This window comes from Actinomadura rupiterrae (genome assembly GCF_024172125.1).
In the GTDB taxonomy this organism is placed as follows: domain Bacteria; phylum Actinomycetota; class Actinomycetes; order Streptosporangiales; family Streptosporangiaceae; genus Spirillospora; species Spirillospora rupiterrae.
This window is the reverse complement of the sequence record NZ_JAMZEA010000004.1, coordinates 412,586-427,933: the sequence shown is the minus strand read 5'-3', so window position 1 is coordinate 427,933 and position 15,348 is coordinate 412,586. Positions and strand designations below refer to the sequence as shown.

The window sequence follows — 15,348 nt, the reverse complement described above, 5'->3', positions numbered from 1 at the left end:
CCCGCGGTAGCGCGGGCGTTGGTGGAGGCTCGCGGATCAGGGCGGGCCGAGGACGCGACCCGCCGTGCGGCGGGCCGGGGGGATCATGAGCACCTCGTACGAGGCGGCCGGAGTCGACATCGCGGCGGGCGAGCGCGCCGTGGAGCTGATGAAGGCGCGGGTGGCGCGGTCGCGCCGTCCGGAGGTCGTGGACGACGCGAGCGGCTTCGCGGGCCTGTTCGACGCCTCGGCGTTCCTGAAGTACCGGCGGCCGCTGCTGGCGACCTCGACCGACGGCGTCGGCACCAAGGTCGACCTGGCCCGCCGCCTCGGGACCTACGACACGATCGGGCACGACCTGGTCGGGATGGTCCTGGACGACCTGGCCGTGTGCGGCGCCGAGCCGCTGTTCATGACCGACTACATCGCCTGCGGCAAGGTAGTCCCGGAGCGGATCGCCGACATCGTGGGCGGCATCGCCGAGGGCTGCGCGCTCGCGGGCGCGGCGCTGGTCGGCGGCGAGACCGCCGAGCACCCGGGCCTCCTCGGCGCGGACGAGTTCGACGTCGCGGGCGCCGGTACCGGCGTCGTCGAGGCGGACGAGCTGCTCGGCCCCGACCGCGTCCGCCCCGGAGACGCCGTCGTCGCGATGGCCTCGTCCGGCATCCACTCCAACGGGTACTCGCTGGTCAGGCACATCCTCGCGAACAGCGACCTGACGATCGAGGCGCGTCCGGACGAGCTCGGCCGCACCCTCGGCGAGGAGCTGCTGACCCCCACCCGGATCTACGCCAAGGACATGCTCGCCCTGGTGAAGGAGACGGGCGGCGTCCGCGCGTTCGCCCACATCACCGGCGGCGGCCTCACCAGCAACCTTGCCCGCTCGCTCCCGGAAACCGTCGACGCCGTCCTGCGCCGCGACTCCTGGACGATCCCGCCGCTCTTCGAGATCCTCCGTGCCCACGGCGACGTCCCCCAGGCCGAGATGGACAAGACCTTCAACCTCGGTGTCGGCATGGTCGCGATCGTGGCCCCCGACACGGCCGACGCCGCCATCGCCCTCCTCAACGCCCGAGGCGTCCCGTCCTGGCTGCTGGGCGAAACCGTCGAAGGCACCGGCAACTCCACCTACGCCTGAGCAAGGCCCCCCACGCCTGGGCAAGGCACCTACGCCTGGGCAAGGCGCCCACGCCTGAGCAGGGCGCCTACGCCCGAGCGAGGCACCTACGCCTGCGCTACGCGCCGCTCCGCTCCCCGCGACCGGCGGTGGCGGCGCGAACTTTCGTGATCTCGGCCGCGTCTTACAGGGTGTGAGCGGTAGCGGGATGGGGACGCGGGCGGTGCGGGCCGCCGGGACGGCGCTGGTGAAGGCCAGGGCCAAGCTGCGGCACCGCGCCGGGCCGCTGGCGGTTCTGGCCGGTCTCGGAGTGTTCGCGGCTCTGCTGCCGACTGGCTGGGCTTATGCGGATACCGCCCGCTACCGGCATACGCCCGAGAGCGTGCCGGAGACGCCTGTCGCGCTGGTGCTGGGGGCCGGGATCGCCAACGGCGAGCCGTCGCCGCTGCTGGCCCGCAGGCTCGACCTCGCGGCCGAGCTGTACCGGCGCGGCAAGGTCAAGGTGCTGCTGGTCTCCGGGGACAACCGGACCAAGCAGTACGACGAGCCGACGACCATGCGCGACTACCTGATCAGGGCAGGGATTCCCGCGGACCGGATCGTCCGGGACTTCGCGGGGCTCGACACGTGGGACTCGTGTGTCCGGGCCAAGCAGATCTTCGGTGTGACGCGCGCCACCGTGGTCACCCAGCGGTTCCACCTGCCGCGCGCGGTCGCGCTGTGCCGGGCGGCCGGGATCGACGCGTACGGCGTCGGCGACCAGAGCATGGGCGGCGGACGCACCGATGCCACGATCAACGGCTACCTGCGGGAGCCGCTCGCGATGCTCAAGGCCGTCGGCAGCGTCACGATCAAGCCCGGCCCGAAGATCGGCGGCGCGCCCGAACCCGGCGTCCACACCGCCCTGGCCGTCCCCGAGCCCCGCCACTAGCCGCGCAGCCGACATCGGGCTCTTACGAACCGGCTACGGACTCGCCGCTAGCGGCCAATCACGAGCATTCCGCTAATGACCGGCGTGCTGCCGCCCGTCCGAAGGGCGAAACGGGCTGCTGCTCGTCCAAAGGACGAAGCGGACAAGCGGGGAGTGTGATGTGCGTCGCTTGTGGGACGGGTCACAGAAACGCGAACGCCACCGCGCGGGACGGGAGCGTCCCTGCGGTGGCGTTTCGCCAAGAGCCGATCAGTGACCCGAGGTGCCGTTCTTGCGCTGGCCCTCGTAGTCGTCGGCGTAGTCGGCGTACTTCTCCGCGAGCTCGTCATAGGCGTCGTCGGCCGGAGAGTCCGGAACACCCAGCTCTTTCTGCAGGCGGTCGAGGTCTGTGTTGCCGCTGCTGTACTTGAGCTGCCTGGCAACCTTTACCTGCTTGGCCTTGGCTCGGCCGCGACCCATTGGCTCGACCCCCTCGATGGTCAGGGCTTTCGTGGGCCCATCAACGCGCGCGTGTACCACACGAACCGATGCCTGATGAGCCATGCGTCAGTCACGGATACAACCGTACCCGTTTTGCGCCCGGCTCGGTACATCGTCAGCCCGTGGCGGAGATGCTCGTTGCGGAGGACACCAGTGTATCCGGTGGTCGGAGGGCGGATTCCGGGGCCCGACACGCGGCCGCGCGCCGCGTCGGCGGACGTGCCCGGGACGCCCCGGACCCGCCGGGGAGAGCCGCGTCGGAACCGCGGATCGCCCCGGCGGGCAAGGGGATCAGAGCAGGATGCCGCGCAGCCGTCCGATCTCCGACATGCGCCGCTCGGCGAGCCGGTCGGCGGCGACCGCGGGCGGGACGCCCTCCTCGGCGGCGAGCGCGAAGATCTTCCCGGTGGTGTCGAAGATCTTCGTCGCGCGGGCCTTCGCGCGGTCGAAGTCGAAGCCCTCGATCTCGTCCGCGACCTGGATCACACCGCCGGAGTTGACCACGTAGTCGGGGGCGTAGAGCACGCCGCGGTCGGCCAGCTGCTTCTCGATGCCGAGGTGGGCGAGCTGGTTGTTGGCCGCGCCGCAGACGATCTTGGCGCTGAGCACGGCGACGTTCTCGTCCGAGAGGGAGCCGCCGAGGGCGCAGGGGGCGTAGACGTCCAGCTGCTCGCGGACGAGCGCGGCGCTGTCGGCGGCCGTGGCGACCTCGGGGTGCCGCTCGCGCACGCGCGCGACGGCCGCCTCGCTGACGTCGCTGATCACGACCTCCGCGCCGTCCTCCAGAAGGTGCTCCACCAGGCGGTGCCCGACCTTGCCGACGCCTTCGACTCCCACCCGCCTGCCGCGCAGCGTGGGCGAGCCCCACACGTGCTCGGCCGCGGCCCGCATGCCCTGGAAGACGCCGAACGCGGTCAGGATCGAGGAGTCGCCCGCTCCGCCGTGCTCGACCGTCCGTCCGGTGACGAACTCGCTCTCGCGGGCGACCAGGTCCATGTCGGGGCTGAAGGTGCCCACGTCGCAGGCGGTGATGTAGCGGCCGTTCAGCGACTGGACGAACCGCCCGTAGGCGCGCAGCAGCGCCTCGGACTTGTCGGTGCCGGGGTCACCGATGATCACGGCCTTGCCGCCGCCGAGGTCGAGCCCTGCCAGCGCGTTCTTGTAGGACATGCCGCGGGACAGGTTGAGCACGTCGGTGAGGGCCTCCTCCTCCGACGCGTAGGGGTAGAAGCGCGTCCCGCCGAGCGACGGGCCGAGGGCCGTGGAGTGGATCGCGATGATCGCGCGCAGGCCGCTGGCCTCGTCCTGGCAGAAGACGACCTGCTCGTGTCGGGGTTCGGTGCCCTTGTGGGGCGACCCGAAGACATTAGGCACGGTAGTGCCCTCCTCTCTGTCTTGAGATCAGCCTAAAGGTGGTGGATGTCACCACGGCGGCAGAACCCCGCTACGGAGCGCGGTGTCGTGTGGCGGGACGGTTCCCCGGGGCGGCACGGCCTGTCCGAAAGGACGGTCCGGACGTCCCGCGAGGCGCCCGGAACCCCTTGATCAGGGACGGAGAGGTAACACGCGCGTCTCACGCGGCCCAACCGGCCCGCATTTCGGCCGGACTCATGTAACGATGCGGTGGTGTTTCCGTACGCCGCGTACCTACGGGTATATGAGCCGGTTACCGCCTTCCCGGAACCGGCCCGGACCCTGTGGACGGCCTACGCCGACTCCCGGCGGCGGCCGCGGCGGATCCACGCCCTGGAGGTCGAGCACCGGCGCGCCGCGCGCCGCCTCGCCGGCTACCCGCCCGAGGTCGCGCCGCGGCTGGAGTGCCGGGACGCCTACGTCCGGCGGACCGGCGGCATGATCTACGTGTGCCCGTGGCAGACCCGGCTGCGGTCCTGGCTGGCGTTCGAGCGGTTCCGCGAGGAGACGCCGGCGTCGGTCGCCGCCGCGTTCGTCCCGCCGGACGAGGCGGAGCGGGCCGAGCGCGCGTTCGCGCACTGGCGGGACGGCGGCCGGACGCTGCGGCCGCACATCCGGACGAGCACCTGGCACGTGCCGATCGACTGGTTCGTGCCGTTCGACCCGTCCGAGCGGTTCCTGCTGCTCGGGCGGAGCGCGGCACGCGGCCACCTGGAGGAACCCGGCCTCGCCTCGCGCGGGACGGGCGCCGCCGCGAGCACCGGGCCGCCTTCGGGCGCGGGTCCGACCGCGACGGTCGGCGCCGGACCGGGCGGGGCCGGACCCGGCGAGGGCGGCGGACCCGGCGAGGACGGCGGACCGAGCGAGGGCGAAGCGCCTTCCGTAGGGGATTCGCCGGACGAATGCGGTGAACACGCCCGTCGCGGGCCGACGACGGCCTCCGCTACGCGTACCCTCATCTACGTCACGCCGATGGCGGAGGCGCGCCGCCGGATCGCCGCCGCGCTCCCCGTCGTCCGCGAACACCTCGGCGAGCGGGCCCACGAGCCGGTCGCGCTGGCGGCCGGACGGCTCGCGGCGCTCGGCTCCTGGCTGGAGGAGTTCCATCCGCGCTCGCTGGTGGAGCTCGACTACGGCGGGCTCGTCCACCTGCTGGACGACGCCGCGCTGCGGGCCGACGAGTCGGTCGGGGAGACCGCCGTGGCCCTCGCCGGGATGGCGCGCGGCGAGGCCGAGCTGACGGCCGCGATGTACCGGCGCCTGCTCGCCCGCTGGCGGCCCGTCCGGGCCCGCCGCACGGCGAACTGAACAAATTTCCTGAATCCCTGCGCGATACGACTATACGTGTCGCTAGAATCACTGAGCGTGACCCAGTGACCACACGGATGCGACACGAATCCCTACGAGGGGTGGCAAAGGTACTTGCTTGTTGCGATGAGTGGTGGCAAGGTTACACGTTGTGATGTCATAGTGGCTCTTTCGGGCCATAGGGGACATCAGTGACCGCGCGAGATCAAATCGCAGGATCGCTGTCATTCGGTCCACGGAGGAGAGGCCGCACACATGTCAGCACGTACACCCGAGGCCGAGCCGCTGCTCACGCCGGCGGAGGTGGCGACGATGTTCCGTGTCGACCCCAAGACGGTGACGCGGTGGGCGAAGGCGGGGAAGCTCACGTCCATCCGCACCCTGGGGGGCCACCGGCGCTACCGCGAGGCGGAGGTGCGGGCACTGCTCGCGGGCATCCCGCAGCAGCGTTCGGAGTGAGGCGCGCCGTCCCGCCGAGCCCTCGGCGCGGACGGTCGTGTACAGCAGGAACAGGGGGGCGGCCAGGAGGCCGCTGAACGGAACCGTCCGCAGGGCGGGGGTTCAGCCGCTTCCTGGCCGACGGTCCGGCACCGCGGTCATCCGAGAACCGCGGTCTCGGACCACTCACCGCTCGAAACGGATGTCCCGTTCGCCACGCGACCGGGACATCCGCCATGCCCGGCCCCTGACAGCGTTCCGTGACGGAGCGACCACCCTGTCCGCCGCGACATCACATCAACGCGCCCGCGTCGTCCCCTTCACAGTGACGATGTCCTCACCCCGCAGTGACCACACCCTCGACCGGACGCGGGCGTGGAACGGCCGGGCAGGGCGGCGGAGCGGACGCGGGTCGCGCAACGGCCGAGCGTGATGCCGGTGCGGGCTCGTAACGGCCGAGCGTGATGCCGGTGCGGGCTCGTAACGGCCGAGGGTGACGCGGGCGCGGGTGCGTAACCGCCGAGCGTGACGCGGGCGCGGGACGGTCGGGGCGGGAGGCTGCGCGCGCCGGGCGGGTGGGGTGGTCAGTCGGTGGTGCCGAGCTCGGCTTCGGCGAGGCGGTCGAAGAGCTCGGCGATGTCGGGGGTGTGCTGGCCCGCGACGTGCAGCAGGACGATCAGCTGGTCGACCAGGAGCCGTTCGAGCTCGGGCCGGGTGACGTCGCGGTTCTCCAGCCAGTCCAGGCCGGCGGTCTCGACCGAGGCCATCCACGAGCGGAGCGTGATGCGCAGGACCGGCGTCGGGGTCTCGACCTCCATCGCGGACAGGATGCGGCCGAGCAGCAGCTGCCGGATGCCGTCCACGATCTCGCCGACCTCGCCGGAGCGGTCGGCCGGGCCGCCGCGCAGCAGCGCGGTGAAGCCCGCGGCGTGGCTCTCCACGAAGTCGAAGTAACGCTCCAGCGAGATGCGGAGCCGGTCGATCGGGGTCCCCTCGGTGGGCGGTTCGAGCAGCACCGCCAGCTTGCGCGCGGCGTTGCCGAGGGCGGCGAGGTACAGCTCGTACTTGCCGCCGAAGTAGTGGTAGACCAGGGCGCGCGACGCGCCCGCCGCCGCGGCGACGTCGTCGATCGAGACGTCCTCGGGCGGACGGGTGCTGAACAGTTCGAGCGCGGCCTCGATCAGCTCGTCGCGCCGCTCGTCGACGCTGAGCCGGCGCCGGCCCTGGCGGGCGCCGCCGGGACGCCGCTCGCGGGTGTTCGGACGCCGAGCGCCCCCGGTCGCTGCACGATCTGCCACCCAGGAAGGGTATCCGAGGCCGCGTCCGGGTACGGCCGCGCCGCCGCGCGCACGCTGTCCTTTTCCCCGGACGCGCCGGGCCCGCGACGGCGCGGTGACGGGCGGAAACGGCGGCGGCGCGCCGGGTAAGGCTGCCCTGAACTCCGATTGGCGGCTGCCCGTTACTCGCTGTCGCACCGAATTCGGGCGAAGCCGAGGCATCATGGCATCTCCTCCCGTGCGAGGACGGTGCTCCGGACGGCCCGTGCGTCCGGCGCGCCGCGTGTGGCATGACCCGCAAGGCCCCCCGGACGGAGTGCCATGTCTGACGGAGAAACGACCCCGCCGCGCGGCGGGGACCTGCGCAGGGCGATCCCGCTCCCGCGCGAGGGCTCGATGCCCCTGCCCGCGCCCAAGCCGACGATCCGCAACGTGGCCGAGCGCGCCGGGGTGTCCAAGTCGCTGGTGTCGCTGGTGATGCGCGGCTCGCCGCACGTGAGCGAACGCCGGCGGCAGGCCGTGCTGCAGGCGGCGCGCGAGCTCGGCTACCGGCCGAACGCGGTCGCGCGGAGCCTGGTCGAAGGCCGCACCCGGCTGATCGGCGCGATCGTCGCCGACCTGCACAACCCGTTCTTCGCCGAGTTCCTGGACGGCCTGCAGGAGTCGCTGCACGGCGCGGGCCTGCGGATGCTCGTCGGGTCCGGCCGCTGGGACCCGCTGTTCGAGGCCGAGGCCGTCGAGGCGTTCCTGGAGATGCGGGTGGACGGCCTGGTGCTGCTCAGCGTCGTCCCGGAGTCGCTGAAGGAGGCGGCCTCGTCCGTCCCGGTGGTGGTGGTCGGCGAGCGCGACGTCCAGGGCGTGGACATCGTGGTCGACGACGACGAGCTCGGCGCGTCCCTCGCGGTCGACCACCTGGTCGAGCTCGGCCACCGGCGTATCGCGCACATCGAGGGCGCGCGCTCCACAACGGCCCGGTACCGGCGCGCGGGCTACGAGAAGGCGATGCGGCGGCACGGCCTCGCGGACGAGATCGTCGTCGAGCCCGGCGACTTCACCGAGGAGGGCGGCTACCGCGCGGCGCGCACGCTGCTGTCCCGCCCGCACCGGCCCACCGCGATCTTCGCGCCGAACGACCTGGTCGCGACCGGCGCGCTCTCGGCTGCGGACGAGCTGGACCTGCCCGTCCCGCAGAAGGTGTCGATCGTCGGCTACGACAACACCCACCTCGCCGCGATCCGGCACATCTCGCTGACCAGCGTGAACCAGCCGCGCCGCGACATGGGCCGCGTGGCAGCCGAGCTGCTCACCGCCCGCATCGCCGACCCGGCGCGGCTCGCCCGGCAGAACCTGGTCGTCCCGCACCTGGTAGTCCGCTCCTCCACCGGCCCGGCCCCCACCGCCTAACCGCCCACCCTCGCAAGCCCGCGCAACCAACGCGCGCCGCGTGACCGACGCGCGCCTGCCTGACCAAGGCGTACCTGCATGACCGACGCGCGGTGCGGGACCAAGGCGCGCTGCGTGACCTGCGCGCGCCTGCGTGACCAACGCGCGCCTGCGTGGCCAAGGTGCGCTGCGTGGCCTGCGCACGGCTGCGTGGCCTGCGCACGGCTGCGTGGCCTGCGCACGGCTGCGTGGCCTGGGCGCTGGGCGTGGACGGGGTGCCGTGGGTGGTCGGCGCGTGCCGGTCCGCGTGTGATCGTCGTGCGGGTCGGGTGCGTTCCGTCCTGGAGGGTGGCGTTGTGGCGGAGAACCCGTCGGCGTGCCGCCGGTGCGTCATCGGCGGGTAGGGGACAGGTCGATCATCGTCCCGATGTGGTGGCGCGCAGGTAAGGGCACGGCCAAGCCTGGCGCATTCGCGGGCCCGCGCCGGGCCGTCCGGTGGTTAATGGTTCCACCGTTCGGCGGATTCGGGGGAACCGCTGGTCCGGGCCGGTTCTCGGGGGAGGCCGGCCCGGGCGGGGCCCCGCCGCCCGGCACGGGAAGGTCAGGTACACCCAGGGGGGTCGAGTGTCCGTGCGTGATCCGGAATTGGTGTCGTGCGCCCAGCGGGCGGCCAACGAGTTGGAACGTGCCTGGTCGGAGTGGCGCAACCAGCGCGGTCTCGACGAGCAGGCCGCGGAGTCGGTGGCCAGCTACGTGGCCCATTCCATCGACCATCCGTGGGGCCGTCCGCGCGTGGTCCTGGGCCTGGACGCCGAGGAGGCGCGGGCGCTCGCCGAGCTCCTGGCCGCCCCACGCGGCTTCTGATTTTTCGCGGAGTTCGTTTGACGAACGCCTCGCGGTGTGCAGACTGGCAGGGTCGTTGGTCACGGAAGCATCACGAGAGGACGGCTCGGTGCGCACTCTTTCAGCGCGCGGCCCGGTGGCGGTGGGATTGGCCCTGTGTCTCGGGGCGCTGACCGCCTGCGGGGGCGGGTCGTCCCACGACCGGACGCAGTCGACGGCCGATACGGCGACGCCTCCGTCAGCGGACGGAGGCGGCACCGGCGTGCCGTCCGGTGAGCCGTCGGCCGCGCCGTCCGCGCTGGCCGGGTCGCTGCGCGGCAAGACCGTCGCGATCGATCCGGGGCACAACGGCGGCAACGACAAAGCGCCGTCCGAGATCAACAAGCAGGTGGACGTCGGCAACGGTCACAAGGAGTGCGACACCACCGGCACCCAGACCGCCGGCGGCTACACCGAGCACGCGTTCACCTGGGACGTGTCGAAGCGGCTGCGCAAGCTGCTGGAGGCGCAGGGCGCCAAGGTCGTGCTGACCAGGAAGAACGACACGGGTGTCGGGCCGTGCATCACGCAGCGCGCCGCGACCGGGAACAAGGCGCACGCGGACGCGGCGATCTCGATCCACGGCGACGGCGCGCCGAAGTCCGGGCACGGCTTCCACATCATCGAGCCGCTGCCGGTCCCGGCGGGCGGCAACACCAAGATCGTCGAGCCGTCCGCGCGGCTCGGCGAGGCCGTCCGCGACGCCTACCACTCCGGGACGGGCATCCCGTACTCCACCTACGTCGGCACCAAGGCGATCGACAAGCGCGACGACCTGGGCGGACTCAACCTGTCCACGGTGCCGAAGATCTTCATCGAGTGCGGCAACATGCAGAACCCGGGCGACGCGACCAAGATGTCCGACCCCGCCTTCCGCCAGCGCGCCGCCGCCGCCCTCGACCAGGGCATCACCGCCTTCCTAAGCGGCCGCTAACCCACCCACCCCCGGCGCCCCGAGCCCGCCCGCATCCTGCGCACTCGCAACCGCCCGCGTCGCGCGCGCCCCGCCTGCGTCCTGAGCGCGCGGCTCGCCCACGTCCTGCGGCTCCACGCCTCTTGGGTGCCGGCGTATCCACGGCCCGCCCGCGTCCAGCGCGCCCGCGTCCTGTGCGTCTGCGGCCTGCCCGCGTCCTGCGCGCTGCCCGCGTCCTGGGCGCCCGGCTTCGTCCTGCGCGGTCGGCTCGGCCACGGCCTGCGCGTCTGCGGCGCGCCCACAGGGTGTCTGTGGCTCGCGCGCGGTCTGCGTGTTTGCGGCTCGCGCGCGTGCTGCGTGGCCTGTGGGCTGCTCGCGGCCTGCGTGTGCGTGTTGCGTGGTGGGTTCGGCGGCGGGGCGGGAGCGCGGGGTGGGGTGTTGGCGGGAGGATGGACGTGTGGGAGAACTGCTGGGGCGTCTCGGGGCGCGTTTCGAAGAGGCCGGATACACCGTTGCGGATGTCCGGGAAATGCTGGGGCCGGTCGCGGGCGGGGCGCTCGCGCGGGACGAGATCGTGCCGGCGCTGCGCGCCACGGCGGACGGGTCGCCGCTCGCCGAGCTGACCAGGCTGTTCTGGTTGCAGGTGCCGGTCGCGGCGTCGCGGCTGCCGGGGTTCGCCGGCGATCTGGTGGACGCGGGGCTGGCGACGCTCGATTCGGACGAGCTGTATCCCGCTTTCCATGTCGAGCCGGTGGAGTCGGTGGCGGGTTCGGGCCATCTGGGATACGTCGTTTCGGACCTCAAGGTCCGGCCCGGCGAGGGCCGCCTGCCCCGGCCGGATCACGTCGTCGGGACGGGCGGAGCGGCCACCAGCCTGGCCCGCCTCATTGTCCACAAGCCTGTGGATAACGTGCTCGATCTCGGTACCGGATGCGGCGTGCAGGTGCTGCACCTGGCCGACCCGGCGATCCGCGCGAAACCCGCGTCCCTCACTGCAACGGACATCAATCCGCGTGCTTTGGAACTGGCCGAAAAGAGCTTCGCGCTGTCCCGCCTGGACGGGGTGGAACTGCTCCGGGGATCGCTGCTGGAGCCCGTCCGCGACCGCCGGTTCGACCTGATCGTGTCCAACCCGCCGTTCGTCATCGGGCCGCCCGAAAGCGGCTTCACTTACCGCGAATCCGGCATGCACGGGGACGAGTTCTGTGCCCGGCTCGTCGCCGAGGCGCCCGCGCTGCTGAACGAGGGCGGAACGGTCCAGCTCCTCGCGAACTGGCTGCATATCCAGGGCGAACCGTGGCAGGAGCGGGTCGGCGCGTGGGTCGAGGCGTCCGGTTGCGACGCGTGGGTGGTGCAGCGGGACGTCCAGGATCCGGCGGAGTACGCCGAGTTGTGGCTGCGCGACTCGGCCGAGGCGGGCACGCCCGAGCACGGCCGCCGCTACAAGGAGTGGCTGGACTACTTCGACGCCCGGCGCGTCGAGGGCGTCGGCTTCGGCTGGATCACGTTGCGGACGCGCGGAACCGACCGTCCGGCCGTCCGAATCGAGGAGCTGCGGCACGCCGTGGACCAGCCCGTCGGCGCATATGCGGGCGCGGTCCTGGACGGCCAGGTCGCCGCGCGAGAGTTTTCCACAGCCTGTGGACGAGTGGACGGACTGGAGCAGATCCGGTTGCGTTCCGTGCCCGGGCTCGTCCAGGAGCAGATCGGCCCGCCCGGCGAGGAGCACCCCGAGCGGATCCTGCTCCGGCAGGCCGACCGGCTGCGCCGCGTGGCCGGAGTCGGCACCGCCGAGGCGGGCCTCGCCGGCGTCTGCGACGGCTCGCTCCCGCTCGCGCCGCTGCTGGAGGCGATCGCGCAGCTCATGGACATGGACGGGGACCAGATCCGGGCGCACGCCGCCGCCGTCCTACCCGAACTCATCGCCGACGGCTTCTTCGAGGTCGCCTCACTAGGCTGACCCGCCCGGCCTTGGCTTGGCCCTACCTGGTCCCAAGCTGGCCCGCGTCCTGGGGCCTGAACTGGGGCAGGGCGACGGTCGGGGCGGTTCGCGGGGTGGTCAGTCGTCGGGTTGGCGGGGGGTTGGGCGGACGACGGCGCGCATGGCGGCGGCCAGGTCGTCCCGCTTCATCATCAGGACGGTGAAGCCGAGCGCGAGGTAGACCAGCGAGAGGAACAGGCGCGCGCCCTGCCACGGCAGCAGGAACTGGATCACGAAGAGGCCGAACAGCAGGGCCGCCTCGCGCCGCTGGAACACCAGGTCGACGAGGATGGCGAGGCCGAGGACGGTCTGCGCGGCGGTCAGCAGCATCTCCTCGGTCTGCCGCGAGTCCAGCGGCAGCGACCATTCGCCGCCGCCGAGCCGGTAGGCGAACGGCAGCGTGCCGACCAGCAGCGTCCACTGGTTGACCTTGCTGGACAGGAGCGCTCCGATCGCGTCCCCGTCGCGCAGCCGCCAGGCGAACACGACCGCGACGATCAGCTCGGGTGCCTCGGACGCCAGCGGCGCGAGCCACTGGACGAGCAGGAACCGGTCGATGCCGAGCGACGAGCCCGCGTCCACGAGCGAGTCCGCGAACGGCTCGGCGCAGGCGAAGATGACGACCGCGCCGAGCAGGAACAGCCCGGCCGTCGTCAGGCGCCGCGTCTGCTGGGGGAGTTCGGAGAGCCGCGCGGCGATGCCGACCGGCTGCTCCTCGCCCTCGCCGCCGCCCTTCGCGATCCGGAGGACGTAGAGGACGTACAGCGCGATCAGGATGACCGCGACGTACCATCCGATCTCGCCGGTCAGTGCCGGGATGAACGCGATCACCGCGGCGACCGCCAGGAATCCCAGCTCGATCCGGTGATGCCGCCGCAACCGGACATCCCGGCGAACCTCGCCTGCGGCCTCGTCCCCGTTTCGGGCATGTCCTCGGGACGCGACGAGGCGACGCGTCCCGAGGGTGAAGGCGAGGACCACCAGAGCCCAGCCGACGCCGACGAGAAGCCGGTTCGCACCGGTCATGTTGGCGGCCGCATACGCCGTGTACTCGGGTTTCGACCCGGCGGCGTACGCGTAGTAGAGGTCGACGGCGTACTCGGGAAGCACCGCGATCAGCGCGAGCAGCGCCAGCGCGAGCGCCCCGGACATGTCGCGCCGCGCCGTTTCGGCCGCCCACATCAGCAGGATGGCCGAGCCCAGCACGCCGGCGCCGAAAAGGATCATGCCGGCCACCGGGGCCGGATGCGTGCCGGACAGCCGCATCAGGACCGATGGGACCACCAGCACGGCGACACCCGCGATGCGCGCCGCGACGGTCCTCTCCAGCAGCGCTGACTCAGCCGACATACCCCGATCCCTGCCGCCGACCGGGTAGAGCTACGTCCTCCCCACGGCAAAGAACCCGCCGCCGCCAACCCGCAACCCCCGCGAACAAGCCGACGCGGCATCCGCCCGGTCGCAGGTCAGCAGGTAGCGACGTGCGCAAGGTTGCGCGCGGGCCGCGCGGCTCGCGACGTCCGGAGGGCCGGCGAGCGTCAGGTGGTCTGCACGGCCCGGGGCGTCGGCGCAGGCCGGGTGGTTGCGACGTCCGCGATCGCTGGGCGCGGCTTGCAGCGTTTGGGGTGTTGGGTGGTGGTCAGGCGGCTTCGGGTGTTTTGGGGCGGGCTTCGGCGAGGGTGGGGAAGGTGCTCTGGCGGAGGCGGCGGGAGAGGTCGCGGTGGATGCGCCAGGCCCAGAGCGGGCCGCCGTAGATCATGCCGGTGAAGCCCTGCACGAGGGTGGCGCCGGCGCGGATGCGTTCCCACACGTCGTCGGCGGTCTCGATGCCGCCGACGGAGATCAGGACGAGCCGGTCGCCGGTGCGGGCGCGCAGCCGGCGCAGGACTTCGAGGGAGCGGGCCTTCACCGGCGCGCCGGACAGGCCGCCGGTCTCCTTGGTCAGCGTGGCCGGGCTCGCCAGGCCCTCGCGGGAGATCGTGGTGTTCGTCGCGATGATGCCGTCCAGGCCGAGCTCCAGCGCGAGGTCCGCGACGGCGTCGACGTCCTCGTCCGCGAGGTCGGGCGCGATCTTGACCAGGAGGGGGACGTGCCGGTCCGGCGCGGCGCGGTCGGCGGCCTCGCGGACGGCGGCCAGCAGCGGGCGCAGCACCTCGACGGCCTGGAGGTTCCGCAGGCCGGGCGTGTTCGGCGAGCTGACGTTGACGACGAGGTAGTCGGCGAGCGGGGCGAGGCGCTCGGCGCTCGCGACGTAGTCGGCGGCGGCCTCGGCCTCCGGGACGGCCTTGGTCTTGCCGATGTTCACGCCGACGATCGTCGCGTCCGGGCCGCGGCGGCGGGCGCGCAGGCGGCGCGCGGCGTCCTCGGACCCGCGGTTGTTGAAGCCCATCCGGTTGATGATCGCCCGGTCGGGGAGCAGCCGGAACAGGCGCGGGCGGGGGTTGCCCGGCTGCGCCTGCCCGGTCAGGGTGCCGATCTCCACGTGCCCGAACCCGAACGCGCCGAGGGCCTCGTAGGCGATCGCGTCCTTGTCGAAGCCCGCCGCCAGGCCGAGCGGTCCGGGGAACTCCAGGCCGAGCGCGGCGACCCGCAGCGCCGGGTCGCGCGGCGCGAGGACGCGGCGCACCAGCGGCGCCGCGCCGGGCGTCATCTGGATCGTCCGCAGTGCCCGCATCGTCAGGTGGTGGACGTCCTCGGCGTCCAGGAACCGGGCGACGACATGGCGGAAGAGCAGTGAGTACAGCATCCCCACGAGTATCTCAGGCGGCCCGACCGAAAACCGTTTGAGGGCGTCCGGACGGCCCGCCTACGCTGGCGCACATGATCGAGAACCTGCTGGTCACGGCGTGGCGGGGCGTTCCGCGCCGCGTCTTCCGCGACCGCGCCGCCGCCTGACGGACGGCCCCGCGGAAACCTCCCGCTCGGGCCGGACGAGGACGAGTCAGTCATCGCCTGCCATCACGGGAGCGGCTTCACCATGTCCAAGAACAGGAACGACATGCTCGGCGTCGGCGGTCAGCGGCGCAAGGTGTCGCGCGCTGACCTGCGCGGCGCGCCGTCCGGCGGCCGCGGGTCGGCGAAGGGCGGCGCGGACGCCAAGCGCGCCCTCGCCGACGAGATGCGCGAGCGCCTCGACAAGCAGCGGCTCGACGCGCGGCGGCGCGCGGCCGAGGACGCCGCCGAGGAGTGATCACCCCCGGCGCCCGTCCCCTCCCTGCGGAGGGGGTGGGCGCCGGTCTCTTTGCG

Annotated in this window: 14 protein-coding genes; 9 read left to right on the top strand and 5 right to left on the bottom strand. The window is 72.7% G+C overall.

Going from position 1 to position 15,348, the window contains the following annotated elements:
- Positions 1-85: 85 nt before the first annotated feature.
- Both purM and FHU30_RS14955 read left to right on the top strand, forming a co-directional pair.
- On the top strand, positions 86-1,117 hold the full coding sequence (purM, locus tag FHU30_RS14960) for a phosphoribosylformylglycinamidine cyclo-ligase (RefSeq protein ID WP_253876209.1): 1,032 nt from the start codon (positions 86-88) through the stop codon (positions 1,115-1,117).
- Between the two features lie 187 nt (positions 1,118-1,304).
- Positions 1,305-2,027 (top strand): SanA/YdcF family protein, encoded by a 723-nt coding sequence (locus FHU30_RS14955; RefSeq protein ID WP_253876208.1) that lies wholly within the window; start codon positions 1,305-1,307, stop codon positions 2,025-2,027.
- Positions 2,028-2,276: 249 nt separating this feature from the next.
- On the opposite strand, the gene FHU30_RS14950 is transcribed toward FHU30_RS14955, so the two are convergent.
- Positions 2,277-2,486 (bottom strand): DUF3073 domain-containing protein, encoded by a 210-nt coding sequence (locus tag FHU30_RS14950; protein WP_253876843.1) that lies wholly within the window; start codon positions 2,484-2,486, stop codon positions 2,277-2,279.
- 312 nt (positions 2,487-2,798) lie between these two features.
- Positions 2,799-3,881 carry a Glu/Leu/Phe/Val family dehydrogenase gene (locus FHU30_RS47065; protein ID WP_253876206.1) on the bottom strand — a complete coding sequence of 361 codons (1,083 nt, stop codon included), beginning with the start codon at positions 3,879-3,881 and terminating at the stop codon, positions 2,799-2,801.
- A 249-nt stretch (positions 3,882-4,130) separates the two neighbouring features.
- On the opposite strand from FHU30_RS47065, the gene FHU30_RS14940 reads away from it, so the two are divergent.
- Positions 4,131-5,228 carry a DUF8083 family protein gene (locus FHU30_RS14940; RefSeq protein ID WP_253876205.1) on the top strand — a complete coding sequence of 366 codons (1,098 nt, stop codon included), beginning with the start codon at positions 4,131-4,133 and terminating at the stop codon, positions 5,226-5,228.
- Positions 5,229-5,483: 255 nt separating this feature from the next.
- A complete protein-coding gene (gene bldC / locus FHU30_RS14935; protein WP_012850682.1) occupies positions 5,484-5,687 on the top strand; it encodes a developmental transcriptional regulator BldC in 204 nt (67 codons plus the stop codon).
- A gap of 563 nt (positions 5,688-6,250) precedes the next feature.
- On the opposite strand, the gene FHU30_RS14930 is transcribed toward bldC, so the two are convergent.
- A complete protein-coding gene (locus FHU30_RS14930; protein ID WP_253876204.1) occupies positions 6,251-6,964 on the bottom strand; it encodes a TetR/AcrR family transcriptional regulator in 714 nt (237 codons plus the stop codon).
- A gap of 300 nt (positions 6,965-7,264) precedes the next feature.
- On the opposite strand from FHU30_RS14930, the gene FHU30_RS14925 reads away from it, so the two are divergent.
- From FHU30_RS14925 to FHU30_RS14910, 4 genes are all read left to right on the top strand, one after another.
- A complete protein-coding gene (locus FHU30_RS14925) occupies positions 7,265-8,347 on the top strand; it encodes a LacI family DNA-binding transcriptional regulator (protein WP_253876203.1) in 1,083 nt (360 codons plus the stop codon).
- Positions 8,348-8,950: 603 nt separating this feature from the next.
- Positions 8,951-9,190 (top strand): hypothetical protein, encoded by a 240-nt coding sequence (locus tag FHU30_RS14920; protein ID WP_253876201.1) that lies wholly within the window; start codon positions 8,951-8,953, stop codon positions 9,188-9,190.
- 88 nt (positions 9,191-9,278) lie between these two features.
- The gene (locus tag FHU30_RS14915; RefSeq protein ID WP_253876198.1) at positions 9,279-10,142 is read left to right on the top strand and encodes an N-acetylmuramoyl-L-alanine amidase; all 864 of its coding nucleotides are present in this window, start codon (positions 9,279-9,281) and stop codon (positions 10,140-10,142) included.
- Positions 10,143-10,578: 436 nt separating this feature from the next.
- Positions 10,579-12,081: a DUF7059 domain-containing protein gene (locus FHU30_RS14910; protein WP_308211295.1), complete on the top strand. Its 1,503-nt coding sequence runs from the start codon at positions 10,579-10,581 to the stop codon at positions 12,079-12,081.
- Positions 12,082-12,180: 99 nt separating this feature from the next.
- Here FHU30_RS14910 and FHU30_RS14905 read toward each other — a convergent pair whose 3' ends face one another.
- Positions 12,181-13,452, bottom strand: a complete 1,272-nt coding sequence (locus tag FHU30_RS14905; RefSeq protein WP_253876195.1) for a calcium:cation antiporter family protein — start codon at positions 13,450-13,452, stop codon at positions 12,181-12,183.
- 289 nt (positions 13,453-13,741) lie between these two features.
- Positions 13,742-14,848, bottom strand: a complete 1,107-nt coding sequence (locus tag FHU30_RS14900; protein WP_253876192.1) for a quinone-dependent dihydroorotate dehydrogenase — start codon at positions 14,846-14,848, stop codon at positions 13,742-13,744.
- Positions 14,849-15,079: 231 nt separating this feature from the next.
- Between FHU30_RS14900 and FHU30_RS14895 the strand changes: the two genes are divergently transcribed.
- Positions 15,080-15,292: a DUF6243 family protein gene (locus FHU30_RS14895; protein ID WP_253876189.1), complete on the top strand. Its 213-nt coding sequence runs from the start codon at positions 15,080-15,082 to the stop codon at positions 15,290-15,292.
- Positions 15,293-15,348 lie beyond the last annotated feature (56 nt).